Here is a 19,574-nt window from a genome sequence, read left to right on the forward strand (position 1 = left end):
CTGATGACTCCCTTGCCTGCACCGCTGCGCTGGCTGCATTCCCTTGAGTGGCGCCGTGGCTTTTTCGACTGGGCACGCAGCGACGGCGTGACCTGGGTGTATATCTTCAAGGTGCTGATCGCCGCGTTCCTCACGCTGTGGCTGGCCATGCACCTGGAACTGCCGCAACCGCGCACGGCGATGATTACGGTATTTATCGTGATGCAGCCGCAAAGCGGTCAGGTGTTCGCCAAGAGTTTCTATCGCTTCCTCGGCACCCTGGCGGGGTCGGCGGTGATGGTGGTGTTGATTGCCCTGTTTGCGCAGAACACCGAGTTGTTCCTTGGCGCACTGGCGATCTGGGTGGGCATCTGCACCGCTGGCGCGACGCGCAATCGCAACTTCCGCGCGTACGGGTTTGTACTTGCCGGCTACACGGCGGCGATGGTCGGTTTGCCGGCCCTGGCGCATCCGGACGGCGCTTTCATGGCGGCGGTGTGGCGGGTGCTGGAAATTTCCCTGGGGATTCTGTGTTCCACCCTGGTCAGCGCCGCGATCCTGCCGCAAACCTCCAGCGCCGCCATGCGCAACGCGTTGTACCAGCGCTTTGGCGTGTTTGCGCTGTTCGTCACCGATGGCCTGCGTGGGCGCAGCCAGCGCGAAGGTTTCGAGGCCAGCAATGTGCGTTTTATCGCCGAAGCGGTGGGCCTGGAAGGGCTGCGCAGTGTGACGGTGTTTGAAGACCCACACATGCGTCGGCGCAACGGCCGGCTCAGTCGCCTCAACAGCGAATTCATGAGCATCACCACACGCTTCAATGCCTTGCACCAGTTGCTGGAGCGCTTGCGCACCGATGAAGCGGACCATGTGGTCGCGGCTATCAAGCCTGGGCTGCAAGACCTTGCTGAAGTGCTCGACGGCTTCTCCGGCCGTGCGCTCACCAGCCCGGACGCGGCACGCTTGGTCAGCCAGCTCAGCGCTTACAAGGACGGCCTGCCCGCCAAGGTCCGCAGCTTGCGGGCGGCTTTCCAGGAAGAGAACCCCAGTGAAGCCGAACAACTGGATTTCCACACCGCCTACGAGCTTCTTTACCGTTTTGTCGACGACCTGCATAACTACGCGCAAACCCACGCTTCCCTGGCGGATCACAGCCATGCGCGCGAGCAGTGGGACGAAACCTTCATCCCCAAGACCAACTGGCTGGCCTGCGCCGCCTCGGGAATTCGCGCGTCATTCATCCTGATCGTATTAGGCAGCTATTGGGTGGCTACCGCCTGGCCCAGCGGCGCGACCATGACCCTGATCGCCGCTGCTACCGTGGGCTTGTCCGCCGCCACGCCGAACCCAAAACGCATGGCGTTCCAGATGGCGTGCGGCACCTTGATCGGGGCCTTAGTGGGCTTTGTCGAAATGTTCTTCGTGTTCCCCTGGATCGACGGTTTCCCGCTGCTGTGCGTGATGCTTGCGCCGGTGATCATCTTTGGCGCATTCCTCGCTTCGCGCCCGCAATACGCGGGTGTCGGCGTGGGGCTGCTGATCTTCTTCAGCACCGGCTCGGTGCCGGACAACCTGACGATCTACAACCCCTACACCTTCATCAACGACTACATCGCCATGGTCATCGGCATGCTGGTGTGCGCGGCGGCGGGGGCGATCATCCTGCCGCCCAACAGCCGCTGGCTGTGGCGCCGGTTGGAGCAGGACCTGCGCGAGCAAGTGGTATACGCGATCAGCGGCAAGCTCAAGGGCCTGGCGTCGAGTTTCGAAAGCCGTACCCGCGACCTGCTGCACCAGGCCTACGGCCTCGCGGTCGGCCAGCCGCAAGTACAGCGCGACCTGTTGCGCTGGATGTTCGTGGTGCTGGAAGTCGGCCACGCGATCATCGAGTTGCGCAAGGAGCAGGCGATTCTGCCGGTGCATCCGGCCTATGCCGAGTCCCAGCCGTGGCGCCAGGCCATCCGCGTGATGGGCCGCTCGCTGGTGCGGCTGTTCCTGCAACCCAGCGCGAGCAACCTGGAGCGCGGCCTGATCGCCGTCGACCATGCGATCAGCCGCGTGCAGGCCACCGATGAACCCTTCGCCCCGCACTTCGACACCTCGGCCCTGCGCCGGGTGAAAAGCTACCTGCACTTTATCCGCACCTCGTTGCTGGACCCGCAATCGCCGCTGGCCGCCCTTAAAGGATCCCCGCATGCCCCGTGAAATCGCCTTCCATGGCGTGTACATGCCAACCATGACCCTGATGTTCCTGATCGCGGCCGTGTTGGCCTGGGCGCTTGATCGCTTCCTGGCCGGGTTCGACCTGTACCGTTTTTTCTGGCACCCGGCGTTGCTGCGCCTGAGCCTGTTTGTTTGCCTGTTCGGCGCCCTGGCGCTGACCGTCTACCGTTGAGAATGCCCCGATGAAAAAGTTTTTCAGCCTGCTCGCGACCTTGCTGGTACTGGCCTTGGCCATCTGGATTGGCCGCACGTTGTGGGTGCACTACATGGAAACCCCGTGGACCCGCGACGGGCGTGTGCGTGCCGATATCATCAACGTCGCCGCCGACGTCACCGGCGAAGTGGTCGACGTGCCGGTGCGTGACAACCAGTTGGTCAAAAAGGGCGACCTGTTGATGCAGATCGACCCCGAGCACTACCGCATTGCGGTCAAACAGGCGCAATCGCTGGTGGCGTCGCGCAAAGCCACCTGGGAAATGCGCAAGGTCAACGCCCATCGCCGTGCCGACCTTGATGCCCTGGTGATCTCCAGGGAAAACCGCGACGACGCCAGCAACATCGCCGACTCGGCGCTGGCCGACTACCAACACGCGCTGGCGCAACTGGAGGCGGCCGAACTCAATTTGAAACGCACGCAGGTGGTGGCGGCGGTGGATGGTTATGTCACCAATCTGAACGTGCATCGCGGTGACTACGCCCGCATCGGCGAAGCCAAGATGGCCGTGGTGGATATGAACTCGTTCTGGGTTTATGGCTTCTTCGAAGAAACCAAGCTGCCCCACGTCAAGGTCGGTGATAAAGCCGATATGCAATTGATGAGTGGCGAGACCTTGAAGGGGCATGTGGAAAGCATCTCGCGAGGCATCTACGACCGCGACAACCCCGAAAGCCGCGAACTGATTGCCGATGTGAACCCGACCTTCAACTGGGTGCGCCTGGCCCAGCGGGTGCCGGTACGGATTCATATCGATGAGGTACCGGAAGGGGTGTTGTTGGCGGCGGGGATTACCTGCACCGTCATCGTCAACCCATAATCCTGCAGGAACTGGCGTTATGCCTTGATGAAGGTTTCATGCAAATGGCGCCACAGCAGCGCGCCACTGGCCTGCTTCTCGAACACCACCGTGGCACGGCGGTCCGTCTGTGTACCGCTGTCATCGATCTGATGCTCGCGATAGGTCACCGTGGCGCCACGTGCATGGCGTTCGATGCCGGCCATCTCGCTCAAGGTGATTTTCAATCCCGGGCGCATGCCGCCCAAGCGCGTGAACAGGGCATTGACCCCGGCCGCATTCACCCGTGCACCGGTCGCCGGGGCAACCATGCTGAGTTCCGGGGAGAAGCGCGCGAGCAGGTTCTGCAAGGTGCCTTCGGGCGCAACGCCGGCAAACCATTGTTCGATCTCGACGTGGGTCTGGATCACTTCTTCAAAAAAATCGCTGTAGTCGATCATGGGCGAGGCTCGCTGGCAGGGTGAAGCAGTGCGCGTATTCGGGACGTATCCAGACGCAGCACCGCAAAAAGAGGCAGCAGGGTCAGGGCTGCCGCCATCGTGAAGGTTATGGCGAAGGAATCCAAGGCCGACAGTAATGCACTTAGCGCCGCTGCGCCCAGGCAGAAGCTCAGTTGTCGGTTGATGTTCCACAGGGCGCTGGCGTGGCCCATGCGTTCGGCGGGAATATCGAGAAAGGCCAGGGTCTGCGCGGTACTGCTGCACAGGCTGCCTCCCAACCCCATCAACAAATAGGCTGGAATGATCAGTGCAGGGCCATTCAGCAACAGGATGCCCAGGCATTGCAGCAGCATGCCCGCCAACAACAATGGCTTCGGACCACAGCGGTTGAACAGTTTTTTGCTGAGCAAAATCGCCAGTGCCGACGCCAGTGCCCACGGCAGCATCAAGGCGCCGGTCTGTGTGGCGTCGTACCCGAGGCCGCGAAGATAGAGTATGGCGATGAGGCTGGTACCGATGAACACGCCGGGGATGCACAGGTAGATCAGCATCGCGGTGCGCAGCATTGGGCTGCGTATCTGTTGGAAAATACTGCCCACGTCCAGTGGCACACGACGGCTCGACGGCCTGTCAGGTTTTATCCACAGCACGGTCAGCAGCAGGGTCATCAACGCCAGGGGCAGATTGGCGTAGAAGATCCAGCGCCACGACACGTTGTCGACAATCAAACCACCCAGCGCCGGCGACAGCGCCGGTACCAGCAATGCCACCGACATCACTCGCGCTGTCAGTTGGCTGCGTTCAGCCGCCGGGAAATGCCGGTAAGCCATGGCCTGCCCGACGGGAATCAGCAAGCCACCGCCCAGCCCTTGCAGGGCACGCCAGCCGATCAGTGTTTCAATCGAACTCGCCTGGCCCACCATCACCGATGCCCCGGCGAACAGCAACAGGCTTGCCGCGATCAGAGTTCGCTCCCCCATCACCGCAGCCAACCAGACACTGAGCGGAATGATCACGGTCAGGCCGAGCAGGTAGGCGTTGCTGATCCATGCCAGTTGCGTGACCGAGGCATGCAGTTCGTGGCCGATATCCGGGTAGGCGACCGTGGCGACAAACATGTTCACCAGGTCCAGGGCAAAACCCAATAAAAAGATCCAGGCGACTTTCGAGCGGTAGGTCATGAGTGCGATCCAGCGAGTGAAGCGGGCAGGGTAGGTGGGTCGTGCTGTTTGGGATACGTTGGTTTGCCTGTTACTTTGTCAAAAATATTTTGACAAAGGAGGGCGCCGCCGATGGTCAGCCTGGACCGATTCGACACCTTCAAGGCCGTGGTCGAGGCCGGCTCTCTCACCGCTGCCGCTGACCTGCTGGGCCAGACTCGCGCCGTGGTCAGCTTCAACCTCAAGCGTCTGGAAGCAGAACTGGGCGTCACTCTGCTGACCCGCAACACCCGTCAACTGGCGCTGACCGATGCCGGCGAGCGCTTCTACCTGCGCTGCACACGCATGCTCGAAGAGGCGCGATTGGCGGTGGAGGAGGCGCGCTCGGAGCATGCCCAACTCAAAGGCACGTTGCGCATCACTACCACCGTGGAATACGCATTGGCCGTGGTTGCCCCGGCGGTCGAAGCCTTCCGCCGCCTGCACCCGGACCTGGACATACACTTATCCACATCCTCCACTCACGCGGACCTGATCTCCGAGCGTTTCGACGTGGCGATTCGGTTGGGACGCTTGCTGGACTCCAATCACCGCGCGGTGCAGTTGTCGACGTTCGAGGTGTTCGCCGTGGCGGCACCACAGTTTGGAGGGGTTGATACGCTGGATGACTTGGAACAGTTGCCCAAGCTGGGACATAGCCGATTGACGGAGTTGAGCGTGACCGATCCACAAGCCGGCGAACATTCTTATCGCCCCGGCCATGCGTCGCTAGTCGCCGACAGCGCAGCCGTTCTCCAAGCCTTCGCCGTGCGTGGGCACGGTGTGGCGGTGTTGCCGCAATGGCTGGTGCAGGATGACCTGGACGCCGGACGATTAGTGCGCCTGTTGCCGGACCATCGCTTTGCCCCGCAAGGGATCTACGCGATGTATCCGGACACCCGACATTTGCCCCTGAAGGTGCGGGCGTTCATTGACTTTATGAAGGGTTAGAGCGAACCGGCCAGCCCGAAGCGTTTCTTCAACACCTTCTCCAGCAACCCTTTGGGCAACAACGCCGCCATCAACGGTAACGCGCGGCTCCCATTGCCCGAGCGCAGCAGGCGGGGCGGTTGTGGTTGTTGCACAGCTTTCAATACATCCGCCGCAAACACATTGGCTGGCGTCGGCTTGTCCTGGGAAGCCTGGCTGCGCGCACGGATGCCGTCGCGCAACGGCCACCATGGCGATTGTTCATTGATCAACAGTTCGGCCTGGGCGCCGGCGTTTTTCGCAAAACGGGTGTTGATGGCGCCGGGTTGCACTTCCATGACCTGCACGCCAAACGGCGCCAGTTCCATGCGCAGCGCGTCGCTCAAGGCATGAACGGCGGCTTTTGACGCGCAATAGGCCCCCGCAAACGGCGTTACCAGCACACCGGAAACACTGCCGATATTCACCACCAATCCCTTGCTGCGCCGCAGGGCCGGGAACAGCGCCTGGGTCACACCGACGATGGAAAACACATTGGTCTCGAATTGGCGTTGCATCGCCTCGGTGCCGCCGTCGAGCAACGGCCCCATGGCGCCATAACCGGCGTTGTTGACCAGTACATCCAATTCGCCCAGTTGTTCGGCCAGCTGTTGCAAAGCGGCGCTGTCGTTGACGTCCAGTTCGACGGCATTAAAGCCGGCAGCGGCGAGGGCGGCGACGTCTTCCGGGCGGCGGGCGCTGGCCCACACCGTGTAGCCGGCGGCTTTGAATGCGTCCGCCAGGGCACGGCCGATGCCGCTGGAACAACCGGTGATCAGTACGTTGGGCATGGATCAATCCTTTGTCAGTCCGAAAAACTGCCTTGCAGGTGCTCGGCGCGAAATTCCAGGGTTTGCGGGCGGTAGCCGGGGCGCAGAGGCGGAGTGGGCAGGCAGTCGTCCCACGTGGCGCCGGCTTGCAACTCACCGGGCCCGCGATAGCGTGGTGCGGCATAGACGTTGTCCGCGAGGTTCACCGTATCGCCCGGTGCGTAGGCGGCGACGCGCCAACGCAGTTCGGTGAGCGGCACATCGTTGCCATTGTTCAGCGTCAGTTTGAGCGGTCGGTCGGTGGGGCATTCGTCGGCAGCATAGGTGATGCGCAGCTCCAGGCGGGCCAGTTGCGAGGCTTCCCGGCTGTCCAGCCACACCACCCAGATCGCGACGAAACCCAAGCCCACGGCGGCCGCAAGGGATACGGGCAGTGCCTTGGCGGGGTAGCGCAGCAACAGGATCAGCCAGGTGATGATCAGTAGAACGCCGAAAAACATGGAGACCACCTCAAGTAGGGAATGAGCATCCTAACTTAAGCGTAGGTGGGATTGATCACCACGGCCCCAAAGAAAAAGCCCCCGCCCAACCGGCTGCGGATAGGGGACGCAGTCGGCTGGACGGGGGCTTCTTGTACGACTGTTTTACTGCGCGATAGTTTTCACCGAAACACCACGTTCAACCGGCGTCGAGCGACCGTAGATATCTTCAAAGCGCTCGATGTCGTCTTCACCCAGGTAGCTGCCCGATTGCACTTCGATGATCTCCAACGGGATCTTGCCCGGGTTGCGCAGGCGGTGCACCGAGGCGATCGGGATGTAGGTGGACTGGTTCTCAGTGAGCAGGAACACGTTCTCGTCACAAGTCACTTCGGCAGTACCGCTGACCACGATCCAGTGTTCGGCACGGTGGTGGTGCATCTGCAGCGACAGGCACGCGCCCGGCTTGACCGAGATGTGCTTGACCTGGAAACGCCCGCCCATGTCCACCGAGTCGTAGGAGCCCCACGGACGATAGACTTCGCAGTGGTTCTGGGTTTCGCTGCGGCCCTGGTCGTTCAGGGTGTTGACCATCTGCTTGACGCCCTGGACCTTGTCCTTGTGGGCAATCATCATCGCGTCCTTGGTTTCCACCACCACGATGTTATCCAGGCCGATCACCGACACCAGTTTGCCGTTGCCATGGATCATGCAGTTGCGGCTGTCCTGGATCACCACGTCGCCTTTGCTCACGTTGCCGTGCACGTCTTTGTCGTTGACGGCCCACAGCGATGCCCAGCAACCCACGTCGCTCCAACCGGCACTCAGCGGCACCACGCAGGCGCGCTGGGTTTTTTCCATCACGGCGTAGTCAATGGAATTGTCCGGGCAGCAGGCGAAGGTGGCTTCGTCGAAGGTCACGGTGTCGGCGGTCTGTTCGCTGCGCTCAAGCGTCAGCAGGCAGGTGTCGTAGATGTCCGGATCGTGCTTTTTCAGCTCTTCGAGGAAGCGGCTGGCGCGGAACAGGAACATGCCGCTGTTCCAGAAATACCCGCCGCTTTTGACGAACTCGACGGCGCGTTTTTCATTGGGTTTTTCCACGAACTGCTCGACGCGGCTCACGCCCTCGGGCAGCAGCGAATCGTTAGTAGACTTGATGTAGCCATAACCGGTTTCCGGACGGGTCGCCGGTACGCCGAACAGCACCATCTCGCCACGCTCGGCGGCCACGGTGGCCAGGGCCAGCGCACGTTGCAGGGCTTTCTGGTCGTCGATTACGTGGTCGGCGGGCAGCACCAGCATCAGTTCGTCGCGCCCCTCATTGACCAGCATCATCGCGGTGAGGGCCACGGCCGGCGCGGTGTTGCGGCCGAACGGCTCCATCAGGATGCGCTGGCTTTCCAGCTTGCGGGCGGCCAGTTGCTCGTTGACGATAAAGCGGTGGTCCTTGTTGCAGACCACGATTGGAGCGTCCATACCTTCAAACACCAGGCGTTCCAGGGTTTGCTGGAACAGTGTGTGTTCACCGGTCAGAGCCAGGAATTGTTTAGGGAACTGTTTACGGGAAAGCGGCCAAAGACGTGAGCCGCTACCACCGGAAAGGATGACTGGAATCATGGGTGTTTCTCCTTGAATCGATTTGGGTCAGAGCTACGAAGGTTTGTCGTTTCACTCTTGTTTTTGTCTCGGTCCGACCGGACTCCTCGGTCCCTGTGGGAGCCGGGCTTGCCCGCGATGCAGACGACTCGGTTTGTCAGGTACACCGAGGTGATGCCATCGCAGGCAAGCCAGCTCCCACAGGGGAGCGGAGCCAGGTCGAAAATCTAATTAGCGGGTCGATACAGGGCGTTTCACCCACACTGGCGACAGGCTCGAACCGGAACCGGTGACGTACAGCACCGCTGCCTCGCCGCGCTCCAGGGCCACCGGCTTCACATCGCCGACTTTCTTGTCACCGTCATACAACGCCAGGCTCACCTTCACCGGGTTGATTTCACGTTCGCCACGACCTTTGGCCGCCACCGACTTGACCACATCAGTCTTGCCGTCAGCCGTCTTCAAGGTCAGGGCCTTGTCGCTGAGGTTCTGCACGCGGACCAGGGATTTCTGCTTGTTCTTGAACGGCGGTTCTTCGATCAGCTGGGGCTGGCCGCTGCCGCTGTTGACCAGGGTGTAGTAGTGGTCGGCGGCGAGTTTGACCGGCACGGTCTGGCTGCCGACTTTGGCGCTGTAGTCACCGCCAGGCATGAAGCTGAAGTCGCTGCTGGCCAGTGGTGCAACATCGCTCAGGTTGGTGGCGCCAACAGTGGCGCTGACTTCCTGGTTGCTGGCGTTGTAGATCCGCACGAAGCTCGAGCCTTTTGGCGCGGTCGGGCCGTAGAGGGCGGCGTCGCCGCCGGCGAACGCGGACATCGATACGAAGCTCAAACCGGCTGCAATGGCCAGGGTTTTAGCGAGACGACGAGGAGTTGTAGTGAAAGTCATGTGAGTTACCTCTCTTTCAGTTTTGCGCCCGGTCGGGCGTCTCGGATTTTGTGGTGTTGATTGCCATGTTCTGTTGGCGCGAACCGGCTTGTTTAAGCTGCGCAACCCACGCGGGGTCGGCATCACCGATTTCGTTGTTCACGGGCAGATAACGTTCAGGAAACTCCCAGATCAGCACCTGGGGCGGGCTGTTCTTGAAGTCATCGCTTTTCAGGTAACTGAGCATCGGCAGGATCGGGCCGTGGCCGTCTTCGGCATAGCTGACCACGTCGCTGCCCAAGGCTTGCTTGAGGGCGCCGACGAAGTTCCAGTTGGGGTTGGCGCTGTAGCTGGTGCCTACCAGGGCCACTGGGGTTTCGCTGTCGCTGAACAGGGCGTCGTCGCCTTTGGTTTCGGCCAGGTGCGTGACGCGTTTTTCCAGCGGCTCTTTAGGCGGCATCAGGTTTTCGAACAGCGGGTCCAGCGGCAGGAACAGACGCAGGTCGCCTTTATGCGGCTCGGTTTTTTCCGCCTCGGTGACAAATCGCTGTGGCTCGCCGCTCAGTGGGGTCTTGTCGGCGATGGTCTTGGCCAACTGTTTGGCGGCGATTTCAGCGCCGTCCGGAGTCCAGTGGGTGTCGGTACGCAGGAACACTTGCTTGCCGCCGAGCTTGGCCTGTTGCAGCGGGCCGAGCAGGTCCGGGGCGATGATCTTGTCGGCGGCGACGCGAGCGTGGAAGTCGTCGTACAGGTTGGCGTGGATGCTCGCCGGTTTCACTTCACCCAGGTGTTCCGGGTAGAGGCGCACCTTGGCTGGCACGATCGCCATCACCAGCTGAATGCCTTGGGCTTTGAGCTTCTGGCGCACGCCTTCGACCAGCGCGTAGTTGCCTTGCAGGTTCTGGTCTTCGTTGACGGCGGGGTTGAACTCCTCATCGCTGTACAACCAGTGATCGCGGCCCAGCACCACGCCAGGGCGGCCTTCATTGAACAGCTTGTAGTCCAGCGCCGCCCATAGGTTGGTGCCGATGCGCTTGATCGGGAATTCGTCGTCGTAGTGGGTCTCGACGGCTTTGGTCCAGCGACCGTTGAGCACAGTGGCGTCGGCGTTGGTGCTGAAGCCGAAGAAACTGCGCAGCGACCAGGCACCCAGGGCCAGCAGCAGCACCAGGAACAGGCCGATATAGAGGACGCGTAATGAACGGGTCATGGTCGGCTCCCTCAGAATTGGAAGTAAAGGAACGGCGAGAAACTCTGCGCCGACAGTTTGAGAATCGACGCCACGAACAGCAGCAGCACCGCAGCGCGCATGGCGTAGCGTGGCCAGTCAGCGGTCCAGTAGGCCGGTTGTACGGCGGCATCTTTGCCCACGGTGAAACCGGGCTCGTGGATGCTGCCTGGGTTGTCGCCCGGTACGGCCTTGATCAGGCTCGGATCGGCCGGCTTGGTTTTCTCGGTCTTCTCGGCAGGACGGTTGGTGTAGAAGTCGCGCAGGCCAAAGAACGCCAGGGTTGCGTACGCCACCACCAGGGTTGCCACTTGCAGGCCGGTCAGGTTGGCGCGGTTGAGTTCCGACAGCGACCACTCGCCAAAGCTGAACATCGCACCGTACATACGGCCGGCGACGTGCAGGTTCTCGGCGCGGAAGATTACCCAGCCCATCACCACCAGCAGGAAGGTGAAGGCCCAACGCACCGGGTTGAAGCTGCGCGGCGAAGTGTTGAGGCCGATGGCTTTTTCAATCGCCAGCCACATGCCGTGCCACGCACCCCAGACGATGTAGGTGATGTTCGCACCGTGCCACAGGCCACCGAGCAGCATGGTCAGGAACAGGTTGCGGTAGGTGGTCAGCGTGCCTTTACGGTTGCCGCCCAGAGTGATGTACAGGTAGTCACGCAGCCAGGTGGACAGGCTGATGTGCCAGCGCCGCCAGAACTCGGTGATCGACTGGCTGATGTACGGCTGCTTGAAGTTCTCCATGAAGCGGAAGCCCATCATCAAGCCCAGGCCGATGGCCATGTCGCTGTAGCCGGAGAAGTCGAAGTACAGCTGCGCGGTGTAGGCCAGGGCGCCGAGCCACGCGTCGCCCGTGGTCGGGTTTTGCAGGGCAAAGCAATGGTCGGCCACCACGGCGAGGGTGTCGGCAATGAAGACCTTCTTGATGAAACCCTGCATGAACCGCGTGCAGCCCTCGGAGAACTTGTCGAGGGTGTGGGTGCGGTTGTTGAACTGGTCAGCCAGGTCGCGAAAGCGCAACACCGGGCCAGCAATCAAGTGCGGGAAAATCGCCACGAACGCCGCAAAGTCGATCAGGTTGCGGGTCGCCGGGGTATCACCACGGTACACGTCGATGATGTAGCTGATGGACTCGAAGATGTAGAACGAGATACCGATCGGCAGCAGCACGTGGGTGAGGATGAATGGCTCCAGGCCGGCCGACTTCATCATGACGTTGATGCTGTCGACGCCAAAGTTGGCGTACTTGAAGTAGCCGAGGATGCACAGGTCAACCACCACGCCGAGCAGCAGCCAGCGCTGGGCCGGCTTGGTGCGCACGCCAGCTGCACCGACCTTGAGGCCGATCCAGTAATTCCACAGCGTCACGGCGGCGAACAGTGCCAGGAAGTCCACTCGCCACCAGGCGTAGAACACGTAGCTGGCCAACAGCAGCAGCAAGTTGCGATAGCGTTGCCCGCTCAAATAGTACAAGCCGAGAAAGATCGGCAAGAACAGAAACAGGAACACATTGGACGAGAAAACCATCCCGATCTCTCCATGTTTAACCAACAGTCAAGGGCCAGAGCCCCCCCAAACCCCCCATGGTTTCCATGGACGGCGATGCAGCTTTTTGTGGTGAGCGGGCTTGCCCCGCGCTGGGCTGCGTAGCAGCCCCAAAACCCCACGTCGCGGTATACCTGGCACACGGCGACGAATCGATTAGGGCCGCTTCGCAGCCCAGCGCGGGGCAAGCCCGCTCACTACAGGTAATCCATTCAGCCTTAGGAACCTTTGTTGCCCTTTTCATGCGTCGGGTCGTAGACCTTGGTCAGGTCACCCCCGAGGCGGAACGTCTTGAACGGCTGCATCCCGTGCTTGCGCTCGAGCACATCCGGCGCGCAGGTGTAGAGGGTGCAGAAAGGTTCGAGCCAGGCGAATTTCATGTCCTGTTTCAAGTCCTTCATGTCCTGCTCTTTGCCATTCTTCTGTTCGAAGATCTCCGGGTCTTTCACCCCGGCCAGCACCTTGTCACCCAGGCGTTTGAGCGCGCCGTTGTTTTCCTGGCGCAGGTCCACACCGTTGACCAGCGCGAAACTGGCGATCATCGACAGCGGCGGCAGCGCGTAGTTGTGGTAGGACAATGCGCGTTGCTGACGCTTCAATTCGTTCGGCAGGAAGCCCTGGTCATCGACCTGGTTCGCGCCGACCTTGTATTCCTTCACCGCCCAATCAAACAGGTCGCGACGGTTGACGGCGACGGACGTTGCCATCACCGACCAGGCGGCCCAATAGGAGTGGTTGTTGGTTTTTTCCAGCGGCAGATTGTCCCAGTCGCTCACCACCTGATCGGCCAGTTTGTTGAACCAGGCTTCGATCAGCTGCGCTTCCTGCTGGTGGTTGGCCAGCGGGTGCGAGTCGGAGAACTTCAGGCGCACATAGGCCGAAGCCATGCTACCCAGCGCCCATTTGCGCATGGATTTGCCGGTATGGTTGAAGTCCTTGGACATCAGTGCGTCTGCCCGAGCCCAAGTAGCCAGCCAGTTGAGCGTGCATTCCAGCTGCTCCGGGCGACCGTCGCGCATGAACTGCATCACGCGCTTGCTGGTGTCTTTTTCCAGCTTGGTGATGTCAGCGGTGCTGTCGCGGAAGGCTTTTTCGGATTGCACATTCAGCGTGGAACGGGCCTTGTCCGAACCTTCGTACTTGCTGCGAAACTGCAGCGAGCCGGTGTACGGCGCCGGCATGGCGTCGCAGTCATTCTTGAAGTCGCCGGTCTTGAACGCTTCCACCGGGGCGAAATAGCCCTGGGGTGGACGCAGTGGCGCGGCGGCGTTGACTGAACCGGCGAAGATCGCCAGGCCCAGCAGCGTTGGAATCAATAACTTCTGCATAGGTAACCTCATTGCGCACTTACTTCACGGCAGCGAAGCAGTCTTCTGACCGCCGCTAGGGAATACGTTGCGTGTGCAAATTTTCGCTTCGACTTTCTGCGCGGCAGCGCCCGCTTCCGGACCCTGCACTTCCACGGCCAGCAAGTTCTGCGAGGCCCAGTCTTCATCAGTGCGCAGTTCAAAGGCGAAACGCCCGTCTGTATCGGATGTTTCGGGTTTCTCGATCTTGATGTCCTCGTGGCGACCGTTCATGTACCAGAGGGTGGCTTGCAGGGTTTTCACCGATGGGTCGGCGAAGCGGATATCAACCTGGTGATTGGCATTACGCAGGTCTTTGTTCGAACTGTTCACCATCAATTCGTTCTTGCCGGGTTTCAAGGTGGTGCTGGCTGTCATCTGCGCGGGTTTGCCTTCGCAGCCGTTGTCCAGCAGCGACATCATCTGGCGGTAGATGGTCTCCTGATCCAGGCGATACAGCGGCGAGAATTCCCAGATGAGGATTTTCGGCGGGGTCTTCTGGAATTCGTCGCTGCCCAAGTACTGGATCATCGAGCCTTCCAGGCCACCGCCGGGGAAGGCGACGTTGAGGATGTCAGCACCGATTTCCTGTTCCAGGAACCCGGCGAAGTTGTAGTTCTTGCCGCTGTGGCTGGTACCGACCAGGGTGATCTGCGGGTTGCCCGAATCGCCGAACAGGTCGCCGTCGCCAGCCTCGCCTTTGGGCTCGGTGGTGAACTGGTCCATGTACTGGATCGCGTAGCTGGTGCCGCACAGTTGCCCGGCCATGTTGTGCAGGGTGCCGGTCTTGCCCATGCGCCCGGAGCGTTTAGTCTCGAATTCACGCTGTGGGATGCCGGCAAATTCAGGCATTGCACGCACTTTGGCGCCGACGATTTTCGCGGTGCGCTGGGCGCCATATGGCGTCCAGTGCTGGTCGCCGCGGAAGTAGAAATCGTGGGCCGGCAGCTCATCCGGCAGTTGCTCATTGGTCAACGGCGACAGGTCCGGCACCACGTAGCCCATCTTGGCGAAACGGCCGAGCATGGTCTTGTAGTTGCCCAGTGCCTTGTCGAAATCGAACTTGGCTTTTTCTTCAGGATTGAGCTTGTTGCGGTTCACCAGGCCGCGAGTCGGCTGGTAGACCACCACCAGTTCCACGCCCTTGGCCTTGAACGCATCGTGCAGCTGTTGCATGCGTTTGTAGCCGGACGGTGTGGTGTCGAATTCGGTGCGTAAGTCTTCTTGGGTACGGAACAGCCAGTCGCCCTGGGCTTGCACCAGGGTGGTGAAGTTCTGCTGGTAGCGCGTGGTGTAGTTCTTCGCATCGTGAGCGGCCGGGCACAGGCTGCAGCACGGCTCGGCGGTAAAGGTCGGCGCCTTGATTTCGTCGGCGCGTACGCCCTGGCTGGCCGCGAGCAGGCCGAGGGTCAGACCCGAGAGGCTCAGCAGTTTGATCATGTGTGGGTGCATAAGGGTTATCCTCAGTCCTGCAATTCGGTCTGGCGTTCGACAGGGTCGATCAGCACGGCTTTCTGCTGGCGCACCAGCAGGTCGAGAATCTCTTCCTGGCGATCGCCCAGCACGCCGTTGAAGCTGATACCGCTGGACTTGGTCGGCGCCAGCATCGACACGCGGTACAGCTCAACGCTCAATGGCGAGTCGATGGACAGCGGCCCGCTGCCGTTACCCGCCAATTCACCGCCGACCACGATCAGCGAGACCTTGGCGTCGAACGGGTCGAGGGCGATGTCACGGTCGGTGTCGGTCAAGTCCTTGATGTGGCCGTACAGCCCGGTGAGGCCGTTGGCCATCGAGGTGTTTTCGTACAGCTTGATATTCACGCTGTTACGCACCCGGATGCCGTGGCGACGGTTGGCGATCACCTTGTTGCCCCACAGCAGGTTGTCACCGCTCTCATAGAGGGTGATGCCATCGGTGTGGTTACGGTAAAACTCATTGTCGGCCACGATGTTGTTGACGCTGTTACGGTCGAGTACCAGGCCCGAGAGCTTGTTGTCGTAGCTGCGGTTGTTGAAGATGAAGCTGTCGTTCACTTCCCGGGAAATGATGATGCCGTGCTTCTTCTTGGTGCCGTAGACGGTGTTGTCCGCGATGATCAGGCCGTGGGAACGGTCATGGGGGTCAATGCCGTAGACGATGTTGTCTTTGTAGGTATTGCCCTTGATCACGAAGCCTGTGGTCTCGTAGCAGTAGAAGCCGTACCACATGTCCGAGAACTCGGAGTCGATGATCCAGCCGGTCGGCTCCGCACGCTTGAGCACCTTGGCCATGTTCGGCGTGTACTGGGAAATACTCACCCCGTACGACTTACTGTTGGCGTAGCCGAAACTGGCCATCTTGGTGTTGGAGATGTACGTCTCGGTACCGCCCCAGGCCAGCAGGAACGGGCGAAACTCCTTGGGCGACTTGAACAGTGCCGGGCCGTTGGCCTTTTCGCTCCAGCCGGTGACTTTGGTGTCACGCACAAACAGCTGGCCATCGTTGATCAGGAACGAACCGGCTTCCTGGGACAGGCGCAGCTCCTGGGTCTTCTTGTCGATTTCCAGGATGCCCTTGCGGCCCACCACGATCGGCAGTTTGGCCACGAACACGCCCGGCGAAGTCTCGCTCAGGTACTGCTTGGGCACCTTGCCCAGCAGGTCTTTGAGGTTCATGTAGCCGTCGTCGACAAAGATCGCCTGGGGAATGCCGTGCTGGCGCACTACCCACTCGGCCATCTTGTTGTCACCGCCGATGAAGTCCTTGAGGGCGTCTTCCTGCATCATGCGGCGGATGCTGATCTTGCCCGGCTTGCTTCTGACGATCTTTTTTTCCATTGCCGCATCGGTGTAGCCCGACAGATCCGGCAGGGCCGGCTTGGCCATTTCCAGCGGCGCGGTCGGCGGGCTGGAGATGGTGTAGGTCTTGGCCTGTTGCAGCTCTTTGGCGATGGTTGGCGCCTTGACCGGCTGCGCGGTGTCGGCGAAGGCGGTGGCGTTAGCCATCAGCATCGCCGCGACCAGCAACTTATGAGGTTTCATAGCGCAGGCTCCCATCAGAATTTCCAGATCACGTCGACGAATGCGCGGTGCATGTACGAGTCGACGTTGCTGCCATAGGCGTCGCCCGGCTTGAATACGCCAGCACGAAAGCGCACCAGGGCCGACGGTTCGTCAATGGACTGGCTGAGGGCGGCCGGAAGCAGGCCGGTCTTGAAGTATTTGGTGACGACCAGGTCCATTTCCTGGCCCAGGTCTTTCTTGCCGTCTTCAAGCGGCAGGGAAGTGCTGGACAGGATCGCGCCGGTCACATCGTCGGTATTGTTCTGCACCGCGTCGATGCCGTTGCTGCCGACTGGCTTGTTGCCGTCGACACGCCAGAACTTGTGGTACACCAGGCTGGCGTCGTAGTCCTCACGCAGCTGCCAGGAACCGAACAGGCTCATGGACTGCATGTTGTTCATCTCGCCACGGAAGGCTTCACCGAAGCGATGCACGCGGGACTGGGTACCGGTCCAGTTCGAACGGTTGCTTTGCAGGCCGTTCTGTTCGTACTCGGCGCTGGCGCGGGAGTAGGCCGCACCGACTTGCCACTGGGGATCAAGGCGCAGACGCACGCCGAGGTCGGTGGCCCAGCCGCTGACATCGTCGCTGCGCTTGGCGTTGGTCGGGCGGGTGCCGTCGGCGTTCAACGCGTTGACCGAATCACGGTCACCGCGCATGCCGGTGACGCTGGCCCAGTAGTTGACCGTGTTGGTGTTGCGCCAGTTGTAGGCGTCACTGTTGGCTTCGATGCCGAGCCAGCTCAGGTCGCCATTTTCACGCTTGTCCAACGAGTCGGTCGGTACACCGGGCTCCGGGTAGTCGAGCTTGCCGTTGTCATGGGTGTGGTGACCGCGCAGGCCGATCCACTGGCCGGGCGTCCACTGGTAGGTGGCGTCGGCGTACAGGTGCTGACGGTCCTTGTCTTTGGGCGACAGCTCCTTGAGGTCAGTGCGGTATTCGCTGAAGCGTTCGGCAACGCCGACGTTGGCCTTGAGCAGGGTGGTGTCGAAAGTCCAGTTCAGCGCTTCGATGTTGGTGTCGCGCCATTGGCCGTCGTCGTTGCGCAGGCGTTGGCGACCCAGCTTGAGGATCTCGCCAGGGTAGGGCGTGAAGCCGCTGTAGCCGACCCAGAACTCGCGCATGGCCAAGTAGTTTTTCTTGGTCTTGCGGTCGTTGTTGGTGGTCTGCTGGTTTTCGTCATCGGCCGACTGTTGCAGCGGGTCGGTCTCGATGATGTCGCTGGAGACCACGGCCTGGCCCATGGCGTAGGCGCTCCACGCACCGCTTTCACCGTAGATCCAAGGGCGCAGGTCGAGGCCGACACCGTTGACGTCGCCGCCTTTCTGCGTGCCGAGGTCGCGGTCGTCTTCGGACTGCGCGGTGGCTTTGACTTCCAGGCCGAAGTTCTTGGCTTCGGTCAGCGCGGCCAGGGTCGGGCACGACCACAGCAGGGCGAAGGTCAGGCCGATGCCGGCCTTGACGAATGGATTGAGCTTCATAGGGATTCCTCGCCGTCTTCTTCTTCCAGGGCGTGCAGTTGCAGCGTGCTCTGGGCCAGGGTGCCGCGCGCGGCCAGCTCCTGTTGCACCAGGCGTTGGCCTTGAGCGCGTTGCTCTGGCGTCAGCGGGGCTTCGAGCTGCGTGGCCAAGTCATTGGCTTCTGGCGTGTCCTGGGCTTTGGCCAATTGGCTGAAGACATAGGCATTCAATGGGTCGGGCTTGGTGCCCTTGCCTTGGGAAAACAACTGGGCGATGGCGAAATCAGCGCTGTTCTGGCCATTGCGCGCAGCGGTCAGCAAGTGGTCCAGGGCTTTTTGCGGATAGACCTTGCCCAGGTAGCCACGGCGGTAGATCTGGCCGAGGTAGTAATCGGCGGCGACTTCCTTGCCCACGGCTTTTTCGAAGTGGGCTTCAGCGGCCTTGGCGTCGGCCGGCACCCATTTGCCTTCGTAGTAGAGCTTGCCTAGCAACAGCTCGGCGCGCGGTTGGTCGGCGGCACGGCCGTTGTCCAGATACTTCATCATCTGGTCGACGTCGCCCAGTTCCGGGAAGTCGTAGAGCAATTGCGCCAGGCTGACCCACGAAGCCGGGTAGCCAGGAGCGATTTTTTCCAGCAGGGCCTGGGCGGTTTTTTCATCCGTCTTGCCCAGCGAAGCGTCGCCCAGCACGCGTGCCACGCTATCAACACGTTGTGCGGTAACGGTGCCACGGCTGTAGCCGGCTTCCATCTGCTTGAGCAGCTCGGCCTGTTTCTCAGGTTCGGCTTTTTTCTGGTAGACCGTGGCCAGCTCGACGTAGCAGATATCGGTGGTGTTCAGCGCGGCTTTACAGATGCGCTCCACATCATCCAGATGCTGGTCGTAGGTGTCCTGGGTGCGATACAGCAGCACTTGGGCCAGGCCGGCTTCCGGGTAACCGGCGGCCTGCCACTTGCTGATCTGCTGCTGGGCATTCACGTTCGGGAAGCTGTGCGGGTATTGCAGGTACAGCATCGCCAGCGGGATCAGGGTGTTGCCTTCGCCATTGGCAAAGGCTTTTTTCAGCAGGCCTTCGGCTTCATGGTGTTCGGCTTCGGTGCTGCCAGGCTTGGCCACCAGCAGGCGACCGAGACGGGCCTGGGCGCGGGGCGAAGTGTCCGCCGCCGCACGGTAGGTGGCTTCAGCCTGTTTGATTTGCGCCGGATCGCGGGTGCCTACCTGGATATCGGCCAGGCCCACCTGGGCCTCGCTATAACCCAGGTCTGCCAGTTGCTGGTAATTCTGCTGCGCGGTGACGGTGTCGCCACGTTTCAAAGCTTCGTTAGCCAGGCGTTGGTCGGGCAGGCCGGCGCAACCGGCGAGGGCGATGGCCAGCGCCAGGGGCACCGGCAGGTTTCGAAGGGCGCTCATGA

Annotated in this window: 17 protein-coding genes; 4 read left to right on the plus strand and 13 right to left on the minus strand. The window is 61.2% G+C overall.

Annotated elements, in window-relative coordinates; genetic code table 11:
• The first annotated feature begins 3 nt into the window (after positions 1 to 3).
• Genes U367_RS0124235 through U367_RS0124245 form a run of 3 tightly spaced genes read left to right on the plus strand, consistent with a single transcriptional unit; the run spans position 4 to position 3,233 of the window.
• Positions 4 to 2,181, plus strand: a complete 2,178-nt coding sequence (locus U367_RS0124235) for an FUSC family protein (protein WP_028618913.1) — start codon at positions 4 to 6, stop codon at positions 2,179 to 2,181.
• Positions 2,171 to 2,371: a DUF1656 domain-containing protein gene (locus tag U367_RS0124240; protein ID WP_012722318.1), complete on the plus strand. Its 201-nt coding sequence runs from the start codon at positions 2,171 to 2,173 to the stop codon at positions 2,369 to 2,371. The genes U367_RS0124235 and U367_RS0124240 overlap by 11 nt, the downstream gene beginning before the upstream one ends.
• Positions 2,372 to 2,381: 10 nt before the next feature.
• Positions 2,382 to 3,233 (plus strand): efflux RND transporter periplasmic adaptor subunit, encoded by an 852-nt coding sequence (locus U367_RS0124245; RefSeq protein ID WP_028618914.1) that lies wholly within the window; start codon positions 2,382 to 2,384, stop codon positions 3,231 to 3,233.
• A 17-nt stretch (positions 3,234 to 3,250) separates the two neighbouring features.
• Here U367_RS0124245 and U367_RS0124250 read toward each other — a convergent pair whose 3' ends face one another.
• Positions 3,251 to 3,652, minus strand: a complete 402-nt coding sequence (locus U367_RS0124250; RefSeq protein ID WP_028618915.1) for a hypothetical protein — start codon at positions 3,650 to 3,652, stop codon at positions 3,251 to 3,253.
• On the minus strand, positions 3,649 to 4,833 hold the full coding sequence (locus U367_RS0124255; RefSeq protein ID WP_028618916.1) for an MFS transporter: 1,185 nt from the start codon (positions 4,831 to 4,833) through the stop codon (positions 3,649 to 3,651). The genes U367_RS0124250 and U367_RS0124255 overlap by 4 nt, the downstream gene beginning before the upstream one ends.
• 111 nt (positions 4,834 to 4,944) lie before the next feature.
• Here U367_RS0124255 and U367_RS0124260 point away from each other — a divergent pair, with 111 nt between their 5' ends.
• Positions 4,945 to 5,802 carry a LysR family transcriptional regulator gene (locus U367_RS0124260; RefSeq protein WP_028618917.1) on the plus strand — a complete coding sequence of 286 codons (858 nt, stop codon included), beginning with the start codon at positions 4,945 to 4,947 and terminating at the stop codon, positions 5,800 to 5,802.
• Here the strand turns inward: U367_RS0124260 and U367_RS0124265 are convergent.
• The 11 genes from U367_RS0124265 to algK form a co-directional block, all read right to left on the minus strand.
• On the minus strand, positions 5,799 to 6,611 hold the full coding sequence (locus U367_RS0124265) for an SDR family oxidoreductase (protein WP_028618918.1): 813 nt from the start codon (positions 6,609 to 6,611) through the stop codon (positions 5,799 to 5,801). The genes U367_RS0124260 and U367_RS0124265 overlap by 4 nt on opposite strands.
• A 14-nt stretch (positions 6,612 to 6,625) precedes the next feature.
• Positions 6,626 to 7,090 carry a hypothetical protein gene (locus U367_RS0124270; RefSeq protein ID WP_028618919.1) on the minus strand — a complete coding sequence of 155 codons (465 nt, stop codon included), beginning with the start codon at positions 7,088 to 7,090 and terminating at the stop codon, positions 6,626 to 6,628.
• 144 nt (positions 7,091 to 7,234) lie between these two features.
• Positions 7,235 to 8,686 carry a mannose-1-phosphate guanylyltransferase/mannose-6-phosphate isomerase gene (locus tag U367_RS0124275; RefSeq protein ID WP_028618920.1) on the minus strand — a complete coding sequence of 484 codons (1,452 nt, stop codon included), beginning with the start codon at positions 8,684 to 8,686 and terminating at the stop codon, positions 7,235 to 7,237.
• A 210-nt stretch (positions 8,687 to 8,896) separates the two neighbouring features.
• Entirely contained in the window at positions 8,897 to 9,553 is a 657-nt protein-coding gene (locus U367_RS0124280; protein ID WP_016978194.1) for an alginate O-acetyltransferase AlgF, read from the minus strand.
• A 16-nt stretch (positions 9,554 to 9,569) separates the two neighbouring features.
• Positions 9,570 to 10,742: an alginate O-acetyltransferase gene (locus U367_RS0124285; protein ID WP_028618921.1), complete on the minus strand. Its 1,173-nt coding sequence runs from the start codon at positions 10,740 to 10,742 to the stop codon at positions 9,570 to 9,572.
• Positions 10,743 to 10,753: 11 nt separating this feature from the next.
• Positions 10,754 to 12,295, minus strand: a complete 1,542-nt coding sequence (locus tag U367_RS0124290) for an MBOAT family O-acyltransferase (protein ID WP_028618922.1) — start codon at positions 12,293 to 12,295, stop codon at positions 10,754 to 10,756.
• 236 nt (positions 12,296 to 12,531) lie between these two features.
• Complete coding sequence (locus U367_RS0124295) at positions 12,532 to 13,641, minus strand: mannuronate-specific alginate lyase (protein ID WP_028618923.1); 1,110 nt, start codon at positions 13,639 to 13,641, stop codon at positions 12,532 to 12,534.
• A 24-nt stretch (positions 13,642 to 13,665) separates the two neighbouring features.
• Positions 13,666 to 15,111 carry an alginate O-acetyltransferase gene (locus tag U367_RS0124300; RefSeq protein ID WP_028618924.1) on the minus strand — a complete coding sequence of 482 codons (1,446 nt, stop codon included), beginning with the start codon at positions 15,109 to 15,111 and terminating at the stop codon, positions 13,666 to 13,668.
• 11 nt (positions 15,112 to 15,122) lie between these two features.
• A complete protein-coding gene (algG, locus tag U367_RS0124305; RefSeq protein ID WP_028618925.1) occupies positions 15,123 to 16,697 on the minus strand; it encodes a mannuronan 5-epimerase AlgG in 1,575 nt (524 codons plus the stop codon).
• Positions 16,697 to 18,184 (minus strand): alginate export family protein, encoded by a 1,488-nt coding sequence (locus tag U367_RS0124310; RefSeq protein ID WP_028618926.1) that lies wholly within the window; start codon positions 18,182 to 18,184, stop codon positions 16,697 to 16,699. The genes algG and U367_RS0124310 overlap by 1 nt, the downstream gene beginning before the upstream one ends.
• Entirely contained in the window at positions 18,181 to 19,572 is a 1,392-nt protein-coding gene (algK, locus tag U367_RS0124315) for an alginate biosynthesis TPR repeat lipoprotein AlgK (protein ID WP_028618927.1), read from the minus strand. The genes U367_RS0124310 and algK overlap by 4 nt, the downstream gene beginning before the upstream one ends.
• Positions 19,573 to 19,574 lie beyond the last annotated feature (2 nt).

Source organism: Pseudomonas canadensis (assembly GCF_000503215.1).
In the GTDB taxonomy this organism is placed as follows: Bacteria; Pseudomonadota; Gammaproteobacteria; order Pseudomonadales; family Pseudomonadaceae; genus Aquipseudomonas; species Aquipseudomonas canadensis.

Coding starts and splice junctions, on each gene's coding strand:
- U367_RS0124250 (WP_028618915.1), bottom strand. CDS start 3,652: ATGATCGACTACAGCGATTTTTTTGAAGAAGTGATCCAGACCCACGTC.
- algG (WP_028618925.1), bottom strand. CDS start 16,697: ATGGGAGCCTGCGCTATGAAACCTCATAAGTTGCTGGTCGCGGCGATG.
- U367_RS0124245 (WP_028618914.1), top strand. CDS start 2,382: ATGAAAAAGTTTTTCAGCCTGCTCGCGACCTTGCTGGTACTGGCCTTG.
- U367_RS0124285 (WP_028618921.1), bottom strand. CDS start 10,742: ATGACCCGTTCATTACGCGTCCTCTATATCGGCCTGTTCCTGGTGCTG.
- U367_RS0124290 (WP_028618922.1), bottom strand. CDS start 12,295: ATGGTTTTCTCGTCCAATGTGTTCCTGTTTCTGTTCTTGCCGATCTTT.
- algK (WP_028618927.1), bottom strand. CDS start 19,572: ATGAGCGCCCTTCGAAACCTGCCGGTGCCCCTGGCGCTGGCCATCGCC.
- U367_RS0124280 (WP_016978194.1), bottom strand. CDS start 9,553: ATGACTTTCACTACAACTCCTCGTCGTCTCGCTAAAACCCTGGCCATT.
- U367_RS0124295 (WP_028618923.1), bottom strand. CDS start 13,641: ATGCAGAAGTTATTGATTCCAACGCTGCTGGGCCTGGCGATCTTCGCC.
- U367_RS0124300 (WP_028618924.1), bottom strand. CDS start 15,111: ATGCACCCACACATGATCAAACTGCTGAGCCTCTCGGGTCTGACCCTC.
- U367_RS0124235 (WP_028618913.1), top strand. CDS start 4: ATGACTCCCTTGCCTGCACCGCTGCGCTGGCTGCATTCCCTTGAGTGG.
- U367_RS0124255 (WP_028618916.1), bottom strand. CDS start 4,833: ATGACCTACCGCTCGAAAGTCGCCTGGATCTTTTTATTGGGTTTTGCC.
- U367_RS0124310 (WP_028618926.1), bottom strand. CDS start 18,184: ATGAAGCTCAATCCATTCGTCAAGGCCGGCATCGGCCTGACCTTCGCC.
- U367_RS0124265 (WP_028618918.1), bottom strand. CDS start 6,611: ATGCCCAACGTACTGATCACCGGTTGTTCCAGCGGCATCGGCCGTGCC.
- U367_RS0124240 (WP_012722318.1), top strand. CDS start 2,171: ATGCCCCGTGAAATCGCCTTCCATGGCGTGTACATGCCAACCATGACC.
- U367_RS0124260 (WP_028618917.1), top strand. CDS start 4,945: ATGGTCAGCCTGGACCGATTCGACACCTTCAAGGCCGTGGTCGAGGCC.
- U367_RS0124275 (WP_028618920.1), bottom strand. CDS start 8,686: ATGATTCCAGTCATCCTTTCCGGTGGTAGCGGCTCACGTCTTTGGCCG.
- U367_RS0124270 (WP_028618919.1), bottom strand. CDS start 7,090: ATGTTTTTCGGCGTTCTACTGATCATCACCTGGCTGATCCTGTTGCTG.